The 19,225-nt window shown below is 62.7% G+C and carries 16 protein-coding genes; 3 read left to right on the top strand and 13 right to left on the bottom strand.

Features of this window, described 5'->3' with window-relative positions:
- Nucleotides 1–223: 223 nt before the first annotated feature.
- The 4 genes from ACN6NG_RS24600 to ACN6NG_RS24585 all read right to left on the bottom strand — a co-directional run bounded on the left by ACN6NG_RS24600 (nucleotide 224) and on the right by ACN6NG_RS24585 (nucleotide 4,002).
- Nucleotides 224–1,303 (bottom strand): polyamine ABC transporter substrate-binding protein, encoded by a 1,080-nt coding sequence (locus ACN6NG_RS24600; RefSeq protein WP_016501371.1) that lies wholly within the window; start codon nucleotides 1,301–1,303, stop codon nucleotides 224–226.
- Nucleotides 1,304–1,355: 52 nt separating this feature from the next.
- Entirely contained in the window at nucleotides 1,356–1,697 is a 342-nt protein-coding gene (locus ACN6NG_RS24595; RefSeq protein ID WP_016484999.1) for a cupin domain-containing protein, read from the bottom strand.
- Between the two features lie 33 nt (nucleotides 1,698–1,730).
- Complete coding sequence (locus ACN6NG_RS24590) at nucleotides 1,731–3,137, bottom strand: NAD(P)/FAD-dependent oxidoreductase (RefSeq protein WP_474316685.1); 1,407 nt, start codon at nucleotides 3,135–3,137, stop codon at nucleotides 1,731–1,733.
- Nucleotides 3,138–3,201: 64 nt separating this feature from the next.
- Nucleotides 3,202–4,002 carry an AraC family transcriptional regulator gene (locus ACN6NG_RS24585; RefSeq protein ID WP_474316682.1) on the bottom strand — a complete coding sequence of 267 codons (801 nt, stop codon included), beginning with the start codon at nucleotides 4,000–4,002 and terminating at the stop codon, nucleotides 3,202–3,204.
- A gap of 211 nt (nucleotides 4,003–4,213) precedes the next feature.
- Here ACN6NG_RS24585 and ACN6NG_RS24580 point away from each other — a divergent pair, with 211 nt between their 5' ends.
- Nucleotides 4,214–5,113 (top strand): hypothetical protein, encoded by a 900-nt coding sequence (locus ACN6NG_RS24580; protein WP_132844027.1) that lies wholly within the window; start codon nucleotides 4,214–4,216, stop codon nucleotides 5,111–5,113.
- Between the two features lie 223 nt (nucleotides 5,114–5,336).
- On the opposite strand, the gene ACN6NG_RS24575 is transcribed toward ACN6NG_RS24580, so the two are convergent.
- From ACN6NG_RS24575 to ACN6NG_RS24535, 9 genes are all read right to left on the bottom strand, one after another.
- On the bottom strand, nucleotides 5,337–6,305 hold the full coding sequence (locus ACN6NG_RS24575) for a peptide ABC transporter ATP-binding protein (RefSeq protein ID WP_063426365.1): 969 nt from the start codon (nucleotides 6,303–6,305) through the stop codon (nucleotides 5,337–5,339).
- Entirely contained in the window at nucleotides 6,305–7,273 is a 969-nt protein-coding gene (locus ACN6NG_RS24570) for an ABC transporter ATP-binding protein (RefSeq protein WP_063426367.1), read from the bottom strand. The genes ACN6NG_RS24575 and ACN6NG_RS24570 overlap by 1 nt, the downstream gene beginning before the upstream one ends.
- A 10-nt stretch (nucleotides 7,274–7,283) precedes the next feature.
- The gene (locus tag ACN6NG_RS24565) at nucleotides 7,284–8,210 is read right to left on the bottom strand and encodes an ABC transporter permease subunit (RefSeq protein WP_016501364.1); all 927 of its coding nucleotides are present in this window, start codon (nucleotides 8,208–8,210) and stop codon (nucleotides 7,284–7,286) included.
- 10 nt (nucleotides 8,211–8,220) lie between these two features.
- Nucleotides 8,221–9,231, bottom strand: a complete 1,011-nt coding sequence (locus ACN6NG_RS24560; protein ID WP_016485006.1) for an ABC transporter permease subunit — start codon at nucleotides 9,229–9,231, stop codon at nucleotides 8,221–8,223.
- Between the two features lie 91 nt (nucleotides 9,232–9,322).
- Nucleotides 9,323–10,933 (bottom strand): ABC transporter substrate-binding protein, encoded by a 1,611-nt coding sequence (locus ACN6NG_RS24555; RefSeq protein WP_063426369.1) that lies wholly within the window; start codon nucleotides 10,931–10,933, stop codon nucleotides 9,323–9,325.
- A gap of 79 nt (nucleotides 10,934–11,012) precedes the next feature.
- Nucleotides 11,013–12,392 carry an OprD family porin gene (locus tag ACN6NG_RS24550; protein WP_474316675.1) on the bottom strand — a complete coding sequence of 460 codons (1,380 nt, stop codon included), beginning with the start codon at nucleotides 12,390–12,392 and terminating at the stop codon, nucleotides 11,013–11,015.
- Between the two features lie 229 nt (nucleotides 12,393–12,621).
- Nucleotides 12,622–14,214, bottom strand: a complete 1,593-nt coding sequence (locus ACN6NG_RS24545; protein ID WP_063426371.1) for an ABC transporter substrate-binding protein — start codon at nucleotides 14,212–14,214, stop codon at nucleotides 12,622–12,624.
- Between the two features lie 142 nt (nucleotides 14,215–14,356).
- A complete protein-coding gene (locus tag ACN6NG_RS24540; RefSeq protein WP_063426373.1) occupies nucleotides 14,357–15,982 on the bottom strand; it encodes an ABC transporter substrate-binding protein in 1,626 nt (541 codons plus the stop codon).
- A gap of 353 nt (nucleotides 15,983–16,335) precedes the next feature.
- On the bottom strand, nucleotides 16,336–17,052 hold the full coding sequence (locus ACN6NG_RS24535) for an SIMPL domain-containing protein (protein WP_059394678.1): 717 nt from the start codon (nucleotides 17,050–17,052) through the stop codon (nucleotides 16,336–16,338).
- Between the two features lie 201 nt (nucleotides 17,053–17,253).
- Between ACN6NG_RS24535 and ACN6NG_RS24530 the strand changes: the two genes are divergently transcribed.
- Entirely contained in the window at nucleotides 17,254–18,510 is a 1,257-nt protein-coding gene (locus ACN6NG_RS24530; RefSeq protein ID WP_016501358.1) for an ATP-binding protein, read from the top strand.
- Entirely contained in the window at nucleotides 18,510–19,070 is a 561-nt protein-coding gene (locus ACN6NG_RS24525) for a response regulator transcription factor (RefSeq protein ID WP_003255244.1), read from the top strand. Before ACN6NG_RS24530 ends, ACN6NG_RS24525 begins: the two co-directional genes overlap by 1 nt.
- Nucleotides 19,071–19,225 lie beyond the last annotated feature (155 nt).

Here is a 19,225-nt window from a genome sequence, read left to right as displayed (position 1 = left end):
GCCCCATCGCCGGCAAGCCAGCTCCCACAAGGATGTGCACAGTCCTGCAGGCTTGTGCAATCCCTGTGCAAGCCATCTCCCACAAGGATGTGCACAGCCCTGAAGTCTTGTGCAATCCCTGTGCAAGCCAGCTCCCACAGGGATGTGCACAGCCCTGAAGGCTGGTGCAATCCCTGTGGGAGCTGGCTTGCCGGCGATGAGGCCAGTGAAAACTACACAGGGCTCAGTTCCCGGCTTTGATACTGGTCCAGATCCGGGTGCGAATGCGGTCGATCTTCGCCGGCATCGCTTCCAGCGCATACAACTTGCCCATCATGTCTTCGCTCGGGTAAATCATCGTATTGCCCTTCATGGCCGGCTCCACCAGCCCGTCCGCCTTCAGGTTGCCGTTGGCGTACTGCACATGGTTGCTGATGTTGGCCATCACCTCTGGCTGCAGCAGGTAGTTCATGTAGGCATACCCGGCTTTTTCGTCCGGTGCATCGGCCGGCATGGCCACCATGTCAAACCACATGGGCGCGCCTTCCTTGGGTATCGAATAGCCCACCTTCACCCCGTTCTTCGCTTCTTCGGCACGGTTTTTCGCTTGCAGCACATCCCCCGAGAAGCCCACCACCACACAGATATCGCCATTGGCCAGGTCGCCGGTGTACTTCGATGAATGGAAGTAGCTGATGTAAGGCCGCACCTGCATCAACAGCGCCTTGGCCTTGTCGTAGTCCGCCGGGTTCTGGCTGTGGTGCGGCAGGCCCAGGTAGTGCAGGGCAATCGGCAGCAGTTCGGGGCCGTTGTCCAGCACGGCGACGCCACAGCTTTTCAGCTTGCTCATGTACTCGGGCTTGAAGATCAGGTCCCACGAGTCCACCGGCGCGTTGTCGCCGAGCACCGCCTTGACCTTGTCGATGTTGTAGCCGATGCCGGTACTGCCCCACAGGTACGGGAAGCCGTACTGGTTGCCCGGGTCGTTCACCTCCAGTGCCTTGAGCAGCACCGGGTTGAGGTTTTGCCAGTTGGGCAGCTGCGACTTGTCCAGCTTCTTCAGGGCCTTGCCCTGGATCTGCCGGGCCATGAAGTGGTTGGAAGGGAACACCACATCGTAGCCGGAGTTGCCGGTCATCAGCTTGCCGTCGAGGGTTTCGTTGCTGTCGTACACGTCGTAGGTGGGCACGATGCCGCTGGCTTGCTGGAAGTTCTTCAGCGTGTCGGGGGCGACGTAGCTGGACCAGTTGTAGATTTTCACCGTTTCGGCGGCGCCGGCCACACTGGCGGCCAGCATCAGGGGGGCGAGAAGGAGCGTGCGCATGTCGGGTTTACCTTGCTTTGTCTGTTGTTATCGAAGGCAGGCGATCAGCGGATCAGAAAATGAGTACGTAGGTCTTGCGCACGGTCTCCTGGATGTCCCAGGTGCCGGTGCTGTTGGCCGGTAGCATCAATGCGTCTCCGGCTTCTATGACCAGGGGCTCGCCACCGTCGGGGGTGAAGGTGCAGCGGCCCTTGATGAAGTGGCAGAACTCCTGTTGCACGATCTGCCGCCGCCAGCGCCCCGGGGTGCACTCCCAGATGCCGGTTTCGACGCCATCGCTGCGCTCTACGCAGGTAACAGACGTCACTGCCACGGGGTCGCCAAGCGGCACCGCGACCGGGTTGGAGCTGTCGAGGACAGCGCTGTCGGTGTTCTTGAACTGGGTAATGCTCATGACCGGTGGATCCTGTGCAGTTGATAAGGGAAGTCAGTGCATGAAGCCTTCCATGAAGTCCGCGAGCGAGCTGGCTAGGCGCCGCCTCCAGGGCGCGCTGGCGGGGTTGGCGAGGGTCCGGTCCTCGTGGACGAAGCTTTGGATGATCGCGTTGTAGCCCAGCCAGCGGCAGGGCTCGGGCGGCCAGCTGGCCAGGCTGGAAACCGGGCGGTTGTCGAGCACCCAAGGCTGCGCGGTCAGTTCGTTGTGCTGGTTGAGGATCAGTGCTGCCAGGGTGCGACCACCCAGGTTGGTGGCGCCGACCCCTTCACCGCCGTAACCACCGGCCAAGGCTATGCCGCGCTGGCGGTCGCAGAGCATGTGCGGGTGGAAGCGCCGGGCCATGCCCAGGTTGCCGCCCCAGGAGTGGGTGATGCGCACATGCTTGAGCTGCGGGAACAGCTCGCTGAACAGGTAGCGGCGCAGTTCGATTTCGTGCTCTTGGAGGTTGAAGTTTTCGCGCAGGCGGCCACCGAAGCGGTAACCACCGCGTGCGCCGAATACCAGACGGTTGTCGGCAGTGCGCTGGCCATAGGTGACCTGGCGGCTGCTCTCGCTGAAGGCCTGGCCCTGGCTCAGGCCGATCTGCTCCCAGGTCGATTCCGGCAGCGGTTCGGTGGCTATCAGCAAACTCTGTACCGGTAACTGGTGCTTGCCCAGCGGCGGCAGGCTGGCGGCGTAGCCTTCGACGGCCGGCACCATCCACTGGCAGCGAATCCGCGCCAGCGGGGTGCGCACCTCGCCGGGTTGCCAGTCGATGGCCGGGGTGTTTTCGTAGATTGGCACGCCCAGCGCTTCGACCGCGCGTGCCAGGCCACGCACCAGCTTGGCCGGCTGGATGGTCGCGGTGTGCGGGCTATAGATGGCACCAAATGCATTACTGACCCGCAGCTGGTTTTCCAGTTGCTCGGGGCGCAGCCAGCGGTAGTCGTCCTCGGTCATGCCTTGGCGATACAAGTCATCGAGGTAGGCACGCAGGCTGCGTTCTTGCTCCGGGTAGCGCGCGGCGCAGTACAGCACGCCGCCCTTGCGGTAGTCGCAGTCGATGCCTTCGCGTTGCAACACACCCTGCACTTCATCGGGAATGCCGTGCAGCAGGTCGATGCTGGCGCGGCGCTGTTGTGGCGACAGGGTGGCGAGCAGGCGGTCTTCGCCCAGCAAGTTGCCCATCAGCCAGCCGCCATTGCGCCCGGACGCGCCGAAGCCTGCGATGTTGGCGTCGATCACGGCGATGTTCAGTTGTGGCGCCTGGCGCTTGAGGTAGTAGGCGGTCCACAGGCCGGTGTAGCCGGCACCGATGATGCACACATCCACTGCCAGGTCTTCGCGCAGGGCCGGGCGGGCGCACAATGGCTCTTCGAGCTGGTCCATCCACAGGCTGAGCGTGCGCAGGGGTTGCATCGGGTTCGGCTCCACATCGGTCAAGGTCTGTGGGCGATCCTAGTGCTGTCAGCTAGTGGCTGTCTTACGTGCGTGCACGCAGAGAAATTTGCTTGAGGTAGGCCTTGGGCGTGAGCCCGGTGTGCTCGCGGAAGCCCTTGTAGAACGCCGACAGCGAGTTGAAACCGGCGCTGAACGCCAGCTCGTCGATCGTCGCCTCGACGCTGTCGTCGTCGAGGCTGGCCATCAGGTGCTGCAGGCGGGCCTGGTTGACGTAGCGGTAGAAGCTTTGCCCGAGCACCTGGTTCAGCAGGTAGGAAATCTGGTTGCGGCTGTAGCCGCTGGCGTCGGCCACCTGCTGCAGGTCCAGCTCCGGGTCCAGGTAGGGGCGCTGGCGCTGGAAGTAGTGCTCCAGGTCCTGAGCCATGGTCGACAGCTGCCGCGGCGACAGGCCCAGGCGACTGGTGGCCGGACGCGGGCCGCTGCGGCCATGCCCGCTGCCGTTCTGGCGAACCAGCGTGGCGTATTCGTTGACCCGCCAGATCAGACCGTCCTTGACGGTGATCGCCTCGCTGGACTGGAACGCCACCAAGCCGTCACCGCCCTGGACGGTGACCTGGTACTGGATGAACGCGGTGCAGCCATCGACGCGGATGCGGTCGCTGTGAACGATATCTTCGCCGGCTTCATGGGGCAGGCAGGCGCGCACGTAGTCGCGCAACTCAACGTAGCCAAGCACGCGGTTCTGGAAGAAGTCGTGGTACTGGATATCGGGGTGGTATAGCGCAATGACGCCGTCGAGGTCGCGATGCTTCCAGCACAGGTGGTAGCGCAGCACCGTGTCGGCGGTAATCGGGGTCTGGGCGGGGCCATCGGGGAGCGTCATGGGTGAATGATGCCTCGCCGCAAAGCTTGCTACAAGAATGCAGAACACCTGATGCACAGGGCCAAGTCGCGCAATTTGCACGATTATGAACGAGCCGATATTTCTAACTCATTGTTTTATAAGGGTGTAATTTTTTGTCGCAAATGGCACAGCCGCTGCAATGGTTACTGCGCGAATGGACTTGTCGCTAACCACTTAAGGCGAAAACATCATGATCACCCCTGCCGACTATCCCGCTGTCGATTCACAAAGCCGCTCAGGTGTTTCCTGGGCTGCAATTTTCGCTGGCGCCGCTACCGCAGCTGCCTTGTCCCTGATCCTGGTGGTCCTTGGTGCAGGGCTTGGCTTCGCAGCCACTTCCCCCTGGGCAGACGAGGGGGCCAGTGCCAAGGCCCTGGGCATTTCCACCATCGTATGGCTGCTGCTGACGCAGATCATCGCTTCGGGCCTGGGCGGCTACATTGCCGGTCGGTTGCGGGTGAAATGGGCCAACTTGCATGGCGATGAAGTGTATTTCCGCGATACCGCGCATGGCTTCCTGTCCTGGGCTGTAGCTACCCTGGTGACGGCCATGCTGGTGCTGGGCGCTGCGGGCAACCTGGTGGGCGCTGGTGCCAGCGCGGCTTCGCAGGCGGCCACAGTATCGGCGGCTGCCGGTGGTGCGGCGGCATCCGGTGACAACAACGATTCGATGGGCTATTTCGTCGATAGCCTGTTCCGTGGCGATGGCCCGGCCCCTGTCAGCGACGATGCAGCCAACGGCGTGGCCGCACGCATCCTGGCCAAAGGCATTGCCAGCGATGGTGCGCTGCCTGCCGAAGACCGCACTTACCTGGCGCAGCTGGTGGCCCAGCGCACGCGTCTGACCCAGGCCGAGGCCGAAGCCCGTGTCGATCAGGTGATGGCCCAGGTGCAACAGCTGAAAGTGCAGGCCAAGCAAGCCGCTGATACTGCCGCCAAGGTTGCTGCCTGGACAGCGCTGTGGACCTTCGTCGCGCTGCTGTGTGGCGCCTTCTTCGCCAGCCTTGCAGCGCTCTACGGTGGTCGCCGTCGTGACCAGGTGCAGTGGCTGGAAGGCGAATACGTAGCCCATCGCACCATTCAACGTTAAGCAAGGAGAACTGACATGCGCTCGATACTGCTCTGGATGCTTGGTGTACCGATCCCGGTCATCATCCTGATTGCCATTTTCATGCATTGACCGAGAGGGCCGCTTTGCGGCCCATTCGCAGCACAAGGCTGCTCCTACAGACGACCGCGATATCCCCTGTTATCGCGGTCCATTGTAGGGGCAGCCTTGTGCTGCGAATGGGGCGCAAAGCGCCCCCGGTCATCTACAGGAACTGCTCGGCATAGTGGCAAGCCACCTGCCGGCTACTCACCTGCCGCAACGCCGGCACCTCCTTGGCACAACGTTCCGTCGCATACGGGCAGCGCTTGTGAAACGCACACCCATCGGGCGGGTTCAACGGGTTTGGCAGCTCGCCGACAATGCGAATCTTCGGCTTCAGCGGGTCCGGGTGAATGGCTGGCGTTGCCGAGAGCAGCGCCTGGGTATAGGGGTGCAGCGGCTTCTCGTAGATGTCCACTTTAGGCCCCATTTCCACCGGGCGCCCCAGGTACATCACCAGCACGTGATCAGCCACATGCCGCACCACCGCCAGGTTGTGCGAGATGAACACGTACGCAGTGTTGAACTCCTTTTGCAGGTCCATGAACAGGTTCAGCACCTGCGCCTGGATCGACACGTCCAACGCCGAGGTCGGCTCGTCCGCCACCAGCACTTTGGGTTGCAGCATCATCGCCCGGGCCAGGGCAATGCGCTGGCGCTGGCCCCCGGAGAACATGTGCGGGTAGCGCTGGTAATGCTCGGGGCGCAGGCCCACCTGCTCCATCATTTTTTGTACTTTCTCGCGCCGCTCGGCCTTGTTCAGCGAGGTATTGATCACCAGCGGTTCAGCCAGCTGGTCGCCAATCTTCTGCCGTGGGTTAAGCGAGGCGTAAGGGCTCTGGAACACCATTTGCACATCGCGGCGCAGTTGCTTGCGCTCGGCCTTGCTGGCGCCTTTCACCTCGGTGCCGGCAATTTGCAGCGAGCCGGAAGACGGCTCTTCGATCAGGGTCAGGGCACGGGCCAGGGTCGACTTGCCGCAGCCGGACTCGCCGACCACCGCCAGGGTCTTGCCGGCTTCCAGTTCGAACGACACGCCATTCAGTGCGCGGACCAGGGCGTGGCCTTTGAACAGCCCGCGGGAGACTTCGTAATGCCGGGTGAGGTCCCGGGCAGATAGAACGACGGCCATCACGCCACCTCCTGGTTCAGCGGATAGAAGCAACGCACCAGGCTGTGGGCCTGAGGATCGAGAGGCGGGCGCTGGCGCCGGCAGTTGTCCTGCACGTAGGGGCAGCGCGGCGACAACAGGCAGCCGACCGGGCGGTCGTAGCGGCCGGGGACAATGCCGGGCAGGGTGGCCAGCCGCTCGGCGCCGATGCTGTGCTCGGGGATCGCCGCCAGCAAGGCTTCGCTGTAAGGGTGGGCGGGCACGTCGAACAGCGTCGGCACTTGGCCCACTTCGACGGCTTCGCCTGCGTACATCACGCATACCCGCCTGGCCGTTTCGGCGACCACGGCGAGGTCGTGGGTGATCAGGATGAGCGCCATGTTGCGCTCCTTCTGCAGGTTGACCAGCAGCTCCATGATCTGCGCCTGGATGGTGACGTCCAGCGCGGTGGTCGGCTCGTCGGCGATCAGCAGCTTGGGCTCGCCGGCAATGGCCATGGCAATCGCCACGCGCTGGCTCATGCCGCCAGACAGCTGGTGCGGATAGGCATCCAGGCGGCTTTCCGCAGCCGGGATTTCGACCTTTTTCAACAGCTCAAGGGCACGCTGGCGTGCGGCTTTACCCTTCAGGCCCAGGTGCTGGCGCAGCACTTCTTCGATCTGGAAGCCCACGGTATAGCTGGGGTTGAGCGCGGTCATCGGGTCCTGGAAGACCATGGCGATGTCCTTGCCCACCACCTTGCGCCGCTGGCGGCCGCTGAGCTTGAGCATGTCGGTGCCGTCGAAGCTGAGGGTGTCGGCGGTGATGCGCCCGGGGGCGTCGATCAGGCCCATCAAGGCCATCATGGTCACGGATTTGCCCGAGCCGGATTCGCCGACGATGGCCAGGATTTCGCCGGCGTCCACCGACAGGTCCAGGCCATCGACCACGGGTACCGCATTGGCGTCGCCGAAGCGCACATTCAGGTTTTTGATCTGCAACAGTGACATGGCGTTCTCCTCAGGCGGCGTTCTTGAGTTTCGGGTCCAGCGCATCGCGCAGGCCGTCGCCCATCAGGTTGATTGCCAGCACACTGAGCAGAATGGTCAGGCCGGGCAGGCTCACCACCCACCAGGCACGCTCGATGTAGTCACGGGCCGAAGCCAGCATGGTGCCCCACTCCGGGGTCGGCGGTTGCACGCCCAGGCCGAGGAAGCCCAGGGCGGCAGCGTCGAGGATCGCCGAGGAGAAGCTGAGGGTGGCCTGCACGATCAGCGGCGCCATGCAGTTGGGCAGCACGGTGACGAACATCAGCCGTGGCAGCCCGGCGCCGGCCAGGCGTGCGGCGGTGACGTAGTCGCGGTTCAGCTCGACCATCACCGCAGCCCGGGTAAGGCGCACGTAGGAGGGCAGGGAGACGATGGCGATGGCGATCACCGTATTGATCAGGCCTGGGCCGAGGATGGCGACGATGGCCACGGCCAGCAGCAGGGAGGGCAGGGCCAGCATCACGTCCATCAGGCGCATGATCGACGGGCCGAGGATTTGCGGGAAGAAGCCGGCCAGCAGGCCCAGCAGGATGCCCGGGATCAGCGACATCACCACCGACGACAGGCCGATCAGCAGCGACAGCCGCGCCCCCTGGATCAAGCGCGAAAGCAGGTCGCGGCCCAGTTCGTCGGTGCCGAGGATGAACTGCCAGGTGCCGCCTTCGAGCCATACCGGCGGGGTCAGCAGGAAGTCGCGGTACTGCTCGCTCGGGTCATGGGGGGCAACCCATGGCGCGAACAGTGCGCAGAACACCACCAGGCACATGAAGGCCAGGCCCATCACTGCGCCTTTGTTGCGCGCAAAGGCTTGCCAGAATTCTTTGTACGGCGAGGGGTAGAGCAGGCTCTGGTCCACCGGGCTGGCCGGCGACACGGATTTTGCAATCGGGCTAGTCATGGCAAAGGCCTCAGCGCTGATGACGGATGCGTGGGTTGGCCAGGCCGTAGAGGATGTCCACGACGAAGTTGACCAGGATCACCAGGCAGGCAATCAACAGGATGCCGTTCTGGACCACGGGGTAGTCACGGGCACCGATGGCTTCGATCAGCCACTTGCCGATGCCCGGCCAGGAAAAGATGGTTTCGGTCAGCACCGCACCGGCCAGTAGTGTGCCGACCTGCAGGCCGAACACCGTGAGCACCGGAATCAGGGCGTTGCGCAGGCCATGCACGAACACCACCCGGGCGGGCGAAAGGCCCTTGGCGCGAGCGGTGCGGATGTAGTCTTCGCGCAGCACTTCAAGCATCGACGAACGGGTCATGCGGGCGATTACCGCCAGGGGGATGGTGCCGAGCACGATGGCTGGCAGTATCAGGTGCATCACCGCGTCCTTGAACGCGCCTTCTTCGTCGCTGAGCAGGGTATCGATGAGCATGAAGCCGGTCTTCGGCTCGATGTCGTAAAGCAGGTCGATACGCCCGGATACTGGGGTCCAGCCCAGGCTTACCGAGAAGAACATGATCAGGATCAGGCCCCACCAGAAGATCGGCATCGAGTAGCCGGCCAGGGATATGCCCATGACCCCGTGGTCGAACAGTGAGCCGCGCTTGAGCGCGGCGATCACCCCGGCCAGCAGGCCGACGATGCCGGCGAACAGCAGGGCGGCGAAGGCCAGTTCGAGGGTGGCCGGGAACAGCGTGAGGAATTCGGTCCACACGCTTTCGCGGGTGCGCAGCGATTCCCCGAGGTCACCCTGGGCGAGCTTGCCGACGTAGTCCAGGTACTGGACCGGCAGCGGCTTGTTAAGGCCCAGGCGTTCCATGGCCTGGGCGTGCATTTCGGGGTCGACCCTGCGCTCGCCCATCATCACTTCCACCGGGTCCCCGGGGATCAGGCGTATGAGCGCAAAGGTGAGCAAGGTGATGCCGAAAAAGGTCGGTATCAACAGGCCAAGGCGCCGGGCAATAAAACTCAACATTGTCGGGGTTACCTCATCAGGCCGTGGGGCGATCAGCCCGCTACGGCAGTGCCGCCGGTTCCCGTATGGGTTGCCGGCGGTCGTTGTTGTTCTACTTCACCTTGGTGGTGGCGAAGTTATTGTTGGTCAGAGGGCTGATCACGTAGCCCTCCACGTTGTCACGCATGGCCGTGAACACCTTGGGGTGGGCCATGCTGATCCAGGGTTGGTCGTCATCGTACACCTTCAATGCCTCGCTATAGAGCCTTGCACGCTCCTCGTTGTCGATCACCTCGCGGGCGCGGGTGATCAGCTCCTGGAACTTAGGGTTGCACCAGCGGGCATAGTTCTCGCCGTTCCTGGCCGCCTCGCAGCTCAGCAGTGGGGTCAGGAAGTTATCCGGGTCGGCGTTGTCGCCGGCCCAACCGGTAGACACCAGGTCGGCTTCGCCATTCTTGGCGCGGCGCAGCATCTCGGCCCACTCCATCACGCGTATATCCAGCTTTAGGCCGATCTGCTTGAGGTCGGCTTGCAGCATCTCGGCGGACAGACGCGGGTTAGGGTTGGTCATGCCGCCGCCGTTACGGGTGAACAGGGTGATCACCGTACCTTCGGGTACACCGGCCTGCTTGAGCAGGGCACGCGCTTTGTCGAGGTCGCGCGGCGGGTTCTGGTTGCGGGGGTTGTAGCCGATCATGGTCGGTGGGTAAGGGTTTACACCCACCAGTGCGTTGCCTTTGCCAAACAGTTGGTCGACATGGGCCTGGCGGTCGAAGGCCATGTTGATGGCTTTACGCACGCGCACATCGTTGAGGTATTTGTGCTGGGTGTTCATGGCGATGTAGCCGGTGACCAACGCTTCGGTTTGGGCAACCTTGAGACTGGGCTCAGCCATTATCGACGGCACGTCATCCGGCTTGGGGTACAGCGCCACCTGGCACTCGTTGGCGCGCAGCTTTTGCAGGCGCACGTTGCTATCGGTAGTGATGGCGAATATCAAGGAGTCGGCTGGTGGCTTGCCGCGGAAGTAGTCCGGGTTGGGTTTGAAGCGGACCTGAGCGTCCTTGTTGTAGCGCTGGAAGATGAATGGGCCGGTACCGATCGGCTTGCTGTTCAGTTCGGCGGTCTTGCCGGCTTTGAGCAACTGGTCGCCGTACTCGGCGGAGTAGATCGAGGTGAACCCCATCGCCATGTCCCGCAGGAACGGCGCTTCCGGGCGGTTGAGGGTGATTACCACCGTGTGGTCGTCGGTTTTGTCCACCGACTTGAGCAGTTGCTTGAAGGCCATGCTTTCGAAGTACGGGTAGCCGACGCTGGTCTTGTCGTGCCATGGATGGGCGGGGTCGAGCTGGCGGCGCAGGCTCCACAGCACATCGTCGGCGTTGAATTCACGGGTAGGGGTGAAGTACTCGGTGCTGTGGAACTTCACCCCCTGGCGCAGGTGAAACGTGTAGGTCAGGCCGTCGGCTGAAATCTCCCATCGCTCGGCCAGGGCCGGCTGGATATCGGTAGTGCCGGGCTTGAAGTCGACCAGGCGGTTGAACAGGGTTTCGGATGAGGCATCGAAGGTGACTCCCGTGGTGTATTGGACCACGTCGAACCCTTCCGGGCTGGCTTCGGTGCACACCACCAGCGGCTTGGCCGCCACCTGCGTGGCGCCGCCGAGCACCAGCGCGGCCAGGGCCAGGCGTAGCGGTATCGATTTGATGAAAGCTCTCTGCATGGGTTGAAGACTCCCTGCTTTTGCATTGATTCCAGCGTAGCCGCCACGGCCCGTCACGAAGGGGCCGTGGCGCCAGCGGTCAAAGAATGTTGAATGGAATGGTGGTGACCACGCGGAACTCGTCCAGGCTGCCGTCACCCTGGGCCTTGCTGGCGCGGTGGGTGGTGTAGGTGGCGCGGACGCTGGTGTCTTTCAGCGGCCCGCTCTGCACCGCGTAGCTGGTGCCGATGCCCCACTCGTAGTGGGTTTCGCCGTTCAGGCCATTCACGTCGTAGGCGGTGCCGCGGTAGTGGGTGCCGTCGATGCCCCAGCCGCGGGCGTTGTACAGGTTGAACTTCAGGCCGGGCACGCCGTAGGGCGCCATGTTCAGTACGTAGGAGATCTTCAGCGATTTTTCGTTGGGGCCGTTGAAGTCCGACAGCAGCGAGTTGGCCAGGTAGATGCCGTTGGTTCCGTGCAGGTAGTCGAAGTACTCGTTGCCGTTCACCTGCTGCCAGGAGGCACCGAGGGTGTGGGCCTGGTGGGTCAGGTCGAGCGACAGGCTGTAGGTGTCGTTGTCGATCTTGCCCATTTTCTGGCTGCCGGCATCCACGGTCTTGTAGTAGTTCAGGCCGGTGCTCAGGCTGAGCACTGCGCTGTCGCCGAGCACGTGGTTGGCGCCGAAGTAGTACTGGTTCCAGAAGTCGTCGACCTGGGTGGCGTACAGGCGGGTGCTCAGGCTCCTGAACGGCTGGTAGTTGATGCCGGCGGTGCTGGCGCGGTCGGTTTCCACGCCCGTGGCGCTGTATTCGCTGCGGAACTTGCTCAGGCTCTGTTCGGTACGTGGCGAGACGCGGTCGAAGGTGCCCAGGTCGAAGCTCAGGTTGTCGAACTCGGCACTGTGCAGGAACGCGCCCTGGAAGCTCGATGGCAAGGCGCGGTTGCCGATGTAGGCGATCATCGGCGTGTCTACCGACTGACGGCCGAGGGTAAGGGTGGTGTTGGACACACGCGCCTTGATATTGCCCAGGCCCAGCTTGCTCCACTGGCCGATGGGGTCGCCATCGCTGTGGGTAAGGGTGCGGTTGTTGGGGCCGGCGACGGCCTGGCGGTTCTGTTGCAGGGCAATGGCATTGTAGGCTGCGGCCTCGACGGCGATGCCCACGGTGCCTTGGGTGAAACCGGAGCTGTAGTTGAGGATGGTGCCTTGCAGCCAGTTTTCCCGGCTGTGGGTGGGGTGGCGGGTGCCGTCGCTCTTGTAGTAGCGCCACAGCGGCGCGCGTGCGGCGCGTTCACGGGCGTACCAGTTGCGGGTGGTGCCGGACAGGCTCTGGCCGTCGATGAAGCCGCTGGCTTGCGCCTGCTCGCTGCTGGCTTTGAGGGTGAGGGGGACGAAGGCCTGGCTTTGCGGATCGGCCTGGGCCACGGTGGAAAAGGCACTGATGGATAAGGCCAGTGCGGTCAGGGTGAATACTCTCAAGGTTGAAGCTCCCATTTTTTTCTAGTCATTGCCGGCCTTGTGGGCCGGATGGTTGTTGCGGTGTTGCCAGGGTTGCCCGGGATCGCCGGGCTAAATCGGGGGCGTTGTGCTACCTGTACCGGCCTTTTCGCGGGTAAACCCGCTCCCACAGGGACCTGTGCAGGCCCTGGCTGATGGGGGTACTTGTGGGAGCGGGTTTACCCGCGAAGAGGCCCTTGAAGGCTAAAAGTCAGTCAACACTCACGCCGGAGAAATCATTGCGCCCAAACGGGCTGACCTTGAACCCGGAAACCTTGACGCTGAGCGGCTGGTTCACGGTGGAGTGCGCCACCGGGGTAATCGGCACCTGCTGCTTGAGCCGCTGCTGGGCCTGCTGGTACAGGGCGCTGCGCTGCGCCTGGTCGGTGACCTGCTTGGCCTGCTTGACCAGGCTGTCGTACTGCGGGTCGCACCACAGCGAGTAGTTGTTGCTGCCGATGGCATCGCAGCTGTAGAGGGTGCCCAGCCAGTTGTCCGGGTCGCCGTTGTCGCCGGTCCAGCCAATCAGGGCGATGTCGTGTTCGCCGCTTTTCATGCGCTTGAGGTACTCGCCCCATTCGTAACTGACGATGCGCACCTTGAAACCAAGCTTGTTCCAGTCGGCCTGGAGCATTTCGGCCATCAGCTTGGCGTTGGGGTTGTACGGGCGTTGCACCGGCATGGCCCACAGGGTGACTTCGGTGCCCGGTTTGACGCCCGCCTGCTGCAGCAGCTGCCTGGCCTTTTCCGGGTCGTAGCGTGCGTCCTTGAGGCTTTCGTCATAGGACCACTGGGTGGGTGGCATGGCGTTGACCGCCAGCTGGCCGGAGTCCTGATAAACCGCCTGCAGGATGGCTTTCTTGTTCACAGCCATATCCATCGCCTGGCGCACCTCCAGCCGGTCGAAGGGTGGGTGCTGGGTGTTGTAGGCGATGTAGCCGAGGTTGAAGCCCGGTTGCTGCAGCACCTGCAGCGAACGGTCGGCCTTGAGCGCCGGCAGGTCGGCGGGGCGTGGGTGCAGGGTGACCTGGCATTCGTTGCGGCGCAGCTTCTGGATGCGTACCGAGGGGTCGATGTTGATCGAGAACACCAGGTTGTCGATCTTCACTTCATCCGGTGCCCAGTAATCCTTGTTGCCCTTGTAGCGGATCTGCGAATCCTTCTGGTAACGCTGGAACACGAACGGCCCGGTGCCAATGGGCTGCTGGTTGATGTCGCTCGGCCTTGCGCTGGCCATCAGGTGTTCGGCGTATTCGGCGGAGAGGATGGAAGCGAAGCTCATGGCCAGGTTCTGGATGAACGCGGCATCGACCGTGTTCAGGGTGAATGCCACGGTGAGTGGGTCGATTTTCTCGACGTGGGCGATGTTCTTGTCCAGGCCCATGCTGATGAAGTAAGGGAACTCGGTGGGGTAGGCCTGGCGGAACGGGTAGCCCTTGTCGAGCATGCGGTTGAAAGTGAACAGCACGTCGTCGGCATTGAAGTCACGGCCAGGTTTGAAGGCCTTGTTGCTGTGGAACTTCACCCCTTCACGCAGGTGGAAGGTGTAGCGCAAGCCATCGTCGGAGACTTCCCAGCGGGTCGCCAGGGCAGGGTGCACGGCAGTACCGCCGCGCTCGAACTCGACCAGGCGGTTGTAGATCGGTTCGGCGGCGTCGTTGTCGGTGGCGCTGGTGTACTGTGCGGTGTCGAAACCGGCAGGGCTACCTTCAGAGCAGAACACCAGGTTGTTGGCCAGCAGGAACGGGGATTGGCTGACCAGGCCCAGGGCCAGCAGCGCGGAAAGGCGGGTAACGTGGCGCATGGCAAATCCTTTTTCATCTGTTTGCGCCGCCTTCGGGTACGAATGGCGGCAACAGTTAGCCGACCCCGCAGCGTATGGCCGCAGGACGACATGAAGAGGTGGGGGGGAGGGCACCCGCGATTCAGCGGGTGCCTCAGTCAGCCTATTTGTCCACGCTGACGCCATAGAAGGAGTTCAGCGCAAACGGGCTGATCTTGAAGTCCTTCACTTTGGCGCTCATGGGCTGGTACACGGTGGAGTGGGCGATCGGGGTGATCGGCACCTGCTCCTTGAGGATGTGCTGCGCCTTTTGGTACAGCTCGGTGCGCTTGGCCTGGTCTGAGGTGGCCTTGGCCTGCTTGATCAGGTCGTCGTAGGGCTTGAAGCACCACTTGGAGAAGTTGTTGCCGTCGACGGCATCGCAGCCGTAAAGGGTGCCCAGCCAGTTGTCCGGGTCACCGTTGTCGCCGCTCCAGCCAATCAGCATGGCGCCCTGTTCGCCACCCTTGGAGCGTTTGATGTACTCGCCCCATTCATAGCTGACGATCTTCGCCTTGATGCCGATCTTGGCCCAGTCGGATTGCAGCATTTCGGCCATCAGCTTGGCGTTGGGGTTGTACGGCCGTTGTACGGGCATGGCCCACAGGGTGATCTCGGTGCCTTCCTTGATGCCGGCTTCGTTCAGCAGTTGTTTGGCCTTTTCGGGGTCGAAGGCGGCGTCCTTGATGCTGTCGTCATAGGACCATTGCGTTGGCGGCATGCCATTGACTGCCAACTGGCCGGCCCCCTGGTAGACCGACTCGATGATCTTCTTCTTGTCCACGGCCATGTCCAGCGCCTGGCGCACTTTCAGCTGGGCCATGGGGTTGGGCTCGTTGCTGCCCTTGATCTTGTCCATCACGTTGTAGGCGATGTAGCCGAGGTTGAACCCGGCTTGCTGCGGCATTTGCAGATTCTTGTCGGCCTTTAGCGGCTCGATGTCGGCCGGGCGCGGGAACAGGGTGACCTGGCACTCGTTCTTCTTCAGCTTCTGCATGCGCACCGAGGCATCGGTGGTGATGGCGAAGATCAGGTTATCGATCTTCACGTCATCGGGCTTCCAGTAGTCCTTGTTGCCCTTGAAGCGGATCTGCGCGTCCTTCTGGTACTTGCTGAACACGAACGGGCCGGTGCCGATCGGTTTCTGGTTGATGTCGGCAGCCTTGCCATTCTTGAGCAACTGGTCGGCGTATTCGGCCGACTGGATGGAAGCAAAGCTCATGGCCAGGTTCTGGATGAACGCTGCGTCGACTTCGTTGAGGGTGAACTTCACCGTCTGCTCGTCGAGTTTCTCCACCTTGGCGATGTTCTTGTCCATGCCCATGTCGGTGAAGTACGGGAACTCGGTAGGGTAGGCCTTGCGGAACGGGTAGTCCTTGTCGAGCATGCGCTTGAAGGTGAACAGCACGTCGTCGGCGTTGAAGGGGCGGCTGGGCTTGAAGTAGTCGGTGGTATGGAACTTGACCCCTTCGCGCAGGTGGAAGGTGTAGGTCTTGCCGTCGTCGGACACTTCCCATTTGGTCGCCAGGCCCGGGATGACCGCAGTGCCGCCCCGTTCAAACTGGGTCAGGCGGTTGAACACGGTCTCTGCCGAGGCGTCGAAGTCGGTCCCGGTGGTGTACTGCCCCGGATCGAAACCGGCCGGGCTGCCTTCGGAGCAGAACACCAGGTTGGACGCGGCCAGGGCCGACGGTGCACCGGTGAGTAAGCCTGCGCCAAGCAGGAACGGAATGACTGCGTGTTTGAGCATGGTGGCCTCATTGTTGTCATTTTTTGGATGAGGTGGCCTCGTGAGCCGACCTGAGGATACTTATGCAGGGGATGTTCCCAATGCAACAGGTAGAAGGATAGTTGGCGCCGGAAAAGTGGTACGACCGTACATGGATGTCGCATTGGTATAACTTTCGACGAAGTTAAACGTTTGCGCAGGCAAAATGATGGCATTTTGCGGGATGTTTCGAGGCGGGGGTATGCGTAGGATGCACCTGGGTGGTGCGTAGGAAACGTCTGAAAAGCAGGTTCAAGCGGCAGGCTTCAAGCAACAAGACAAAGCAGACCGGGTTCACCGTCAACTTGAAACTTGCCGCTTGAAGCGTGTGGCTGTCAGGGCATCTGCACTTCGATCAGGCCATCGGCATTCATGCTCACTTCGCTGGTACCCGCCTCGATGTCCGGCGCTGGCGCGGCTTCATCAGCCCCCATGGCTTTCATTGCCATCGGCGCACTGCGCAGGTACGGGCGCGGGTAACCGCTGCTGTTGAGGTTCAGGCTGACCACTTTATAGCCCTTGCCGCCCAGCGCTTCGGTGGCCAGTTGCGCGCGTGCCTTGAAGGCATCGACCGCGTCCTTGAGCAGTGCATCCTCGCTTGCCTTGCGCGTGGCCGGGGCGATGGAGAAGTCCATGCCGCCCATTTTCAGCTCTTGCAGCAGGTCGGCGGTAAGCTGGGACAAGGCCGGGAAGTTGTCGCTTTCCAGGCGCAGCTCGGCGCGCTCGCGCCAGCCGGTAATCTTCTGGCCCTTGCTGTCATACACCGGGTAGCTGTTGCGGCTGCCCTGGCTGATCTTCACGTCCTTGACCTGGCGCGACTGCTGCACGGCCCTGTTCATGGTTTCGGTGATCTGCTTGGCGAGCTTGCCCGGGTCGGTGTTCTGCGCTTCGCTGTACAGGGTCACGACCATCAGGTCGCGCGCCACTTCCTTGCTCACTTCGGCACGCAGCGATACCTGGTTGTAACGTGGCTCATCGGCAGCCAGCGCCGGCAGGCTGGCGAGCAAGCCGCAAGACAGGATCAGGGCGGCGCCGCGACGTGGGATTTGCATGTGGTACTCCTTGGCAATAAAAGGCGTGGGGTCTGGTCATCCATTCCACGCATGGCCCATCAGACCGGCAACAGTGTAGTGGGTTCAAAAGTGCCATCATCAACCTGTGACAAAGTGTGGCGCTTTGCCGCATCGCTGCAGTGAGGCGCCCGGCTTCGGTATACTCCAGCCGATTTTCTGGAGCACTCATCAGGAGAGCTCATGCTCGCTGCCGTACAACCGCTGTCCGCTACCCGCCAGAACCTGTGGCGCCTGACTGTCATTCGGGTCCTGGTCCTGGCTGCCCAGGCTGGCTCCGTGGGCGTCGCCTACTGGACCGAATTGCTGCCGTTGCCCTGGCTGTCGCTGGCTGGCACCTTGGCGTTGTCCTCGCTGCTGTGTGCCTTTACGGCGCTGCGCTTGCGCCTGTCGCTGCCAGTCACCGAAATGGAGTACGCCCTGCAGCTGGCCTGCGACCTGCTGATCCACAGTGCCTTGCTGTACTACTCCGGCGGCTCGACCAACCCGTTCGTGTCGTATTACCTGGTACCGCTGGCGATTGCCGCGGTGACCTTGCCGTGGCTGTATTCGCTGATTCTTTCGGGTATCGCCCTGACCGCCTACAGCCTGCTGCTGGTGCAGTTCTACCCGCTTGAAGGCCTGCCCATGGCGCGGGACAAGATGCAGGTCTACGGCATGTGGCTGAGCATTGCCCTGGCTGCGGCGGTGATTACCTTCTTTGCCGCGCGCATGGCCGAAGAGCTGCGCCGCCAGGAGCAGCTGCGCTCCGAACGGCGTGAAGAAAGCCTGCGTGACGAGCAATTGCTGGCCGTGGCTACCCAGGCCGCCGGTGCCGCCCATGAGCTGGGCACGCCGCTGGCGACCATGAGCGTGCTGATCAACGAAATGCGCCAGGACCATACCGACCCGCTGCTGCAGGAAGACCTGCAGATCCTCCAGGACCAGGTAAAGCTGTGCAAAGAGACCTTGCAACAGCTGGTGCGCGCTGCCGAAGCCAACCGCCGCCTGGCGATCGTGGAGCAGGATGTGACCGCCTGGCTGGACGAGGCGCTGAACCGTTGGCACCTGATGCGCCCCGAAGCCAGCTACCGCTTCCAGCGCCTGCGCGATGGCAAGGTGCCGCGGCTGACACCGCCGCCAGACCTGACCCAGGCGTTGCTGAACCTGTTGAACAATGCCGCCGATGCCTGCCCCGATGACCTGGAGGTGCACCTGGACTGGGATGCCCAGGACATCGTCATCAGCATCCGCGACCATGGCCCTGGCGTGCCGCCGGCCATTGCCGAAGCCATCGGCAAACCCTTCATTACCACCAAAGGCAAAGGCTTCGGCCTGGGCCTGTTCTTGAGCAAGGCCAGCGTGACCCGTGCGGGCGGTTCGGTAAAACTCTATAGTCATGAACAGGGTGGCACCCTGACCGAATTGCGCCTGCCCTATGGCAAGCGAGGAGATGAATGATGAGCGAAGAAAACCAGGTCGAAAGCGAAGAGCTGCCGCACCTGCTGTTGGTGGATGACGATGCCACCTTCACCCGGGTCATGGCCCGGGCAATGAGCCGTCGCGGTTTCCGCGTGAGCACCGCCAGTTCTGCCGAAGAAGGCTTGATTCTGGCGCAGCAGGACTTGCCGGACTACGCCACGCTGGACCTGAAGATGGACGGTGATTCCGGCCTCGTGCTGCTGCCCAAGCTGCTGGAGCTCGACCCGGAAATGCGCGTGGTGATCCTGACCGGCTACTCGAGCATTGCCACTGCGGTGGAAGCGGTCAAGCGCGGCGCCTGCAACTACCTGTGCAAGCCGGCCGACGCCGATGATGTGCTGGCAGCGCTGCTGTCGGAACACACCGACCTGGATACCCTGGTGCCGGAAAACCCCATGTCGGTCGACCGCCTGCAGTGGGAACACATCCAGCGCGTGCTGAACGAGCACGAGGGCAACATTTCGGCCACCGCACGGGCGCTGGGCATGCACCGGCGGACCTTGCAGCGCAAGCTGCAGAAGCGCCCGGTCCGGCGCTGATCCCTTTCGCCTGTACCGGCCTCATCGCCGGCAAGCCAGCTCCCACAGGCACCCCGCAGGTTCCGGTATATATGCAATACCTGTGGGAGCTGGCTTGCCGGCGATAGGGCCAGCACTGTCGGAAACGTCTCTTTATCGCACCTGATCCCCGCAAC

The organism is Pseudomonas sp. TSO6 (genome assembly GCF_056098905.1).
Note: the sequence above shows the minus strand (reverse complement) of the source record. Positions and strands in the feature narration are given on the sequence as shown.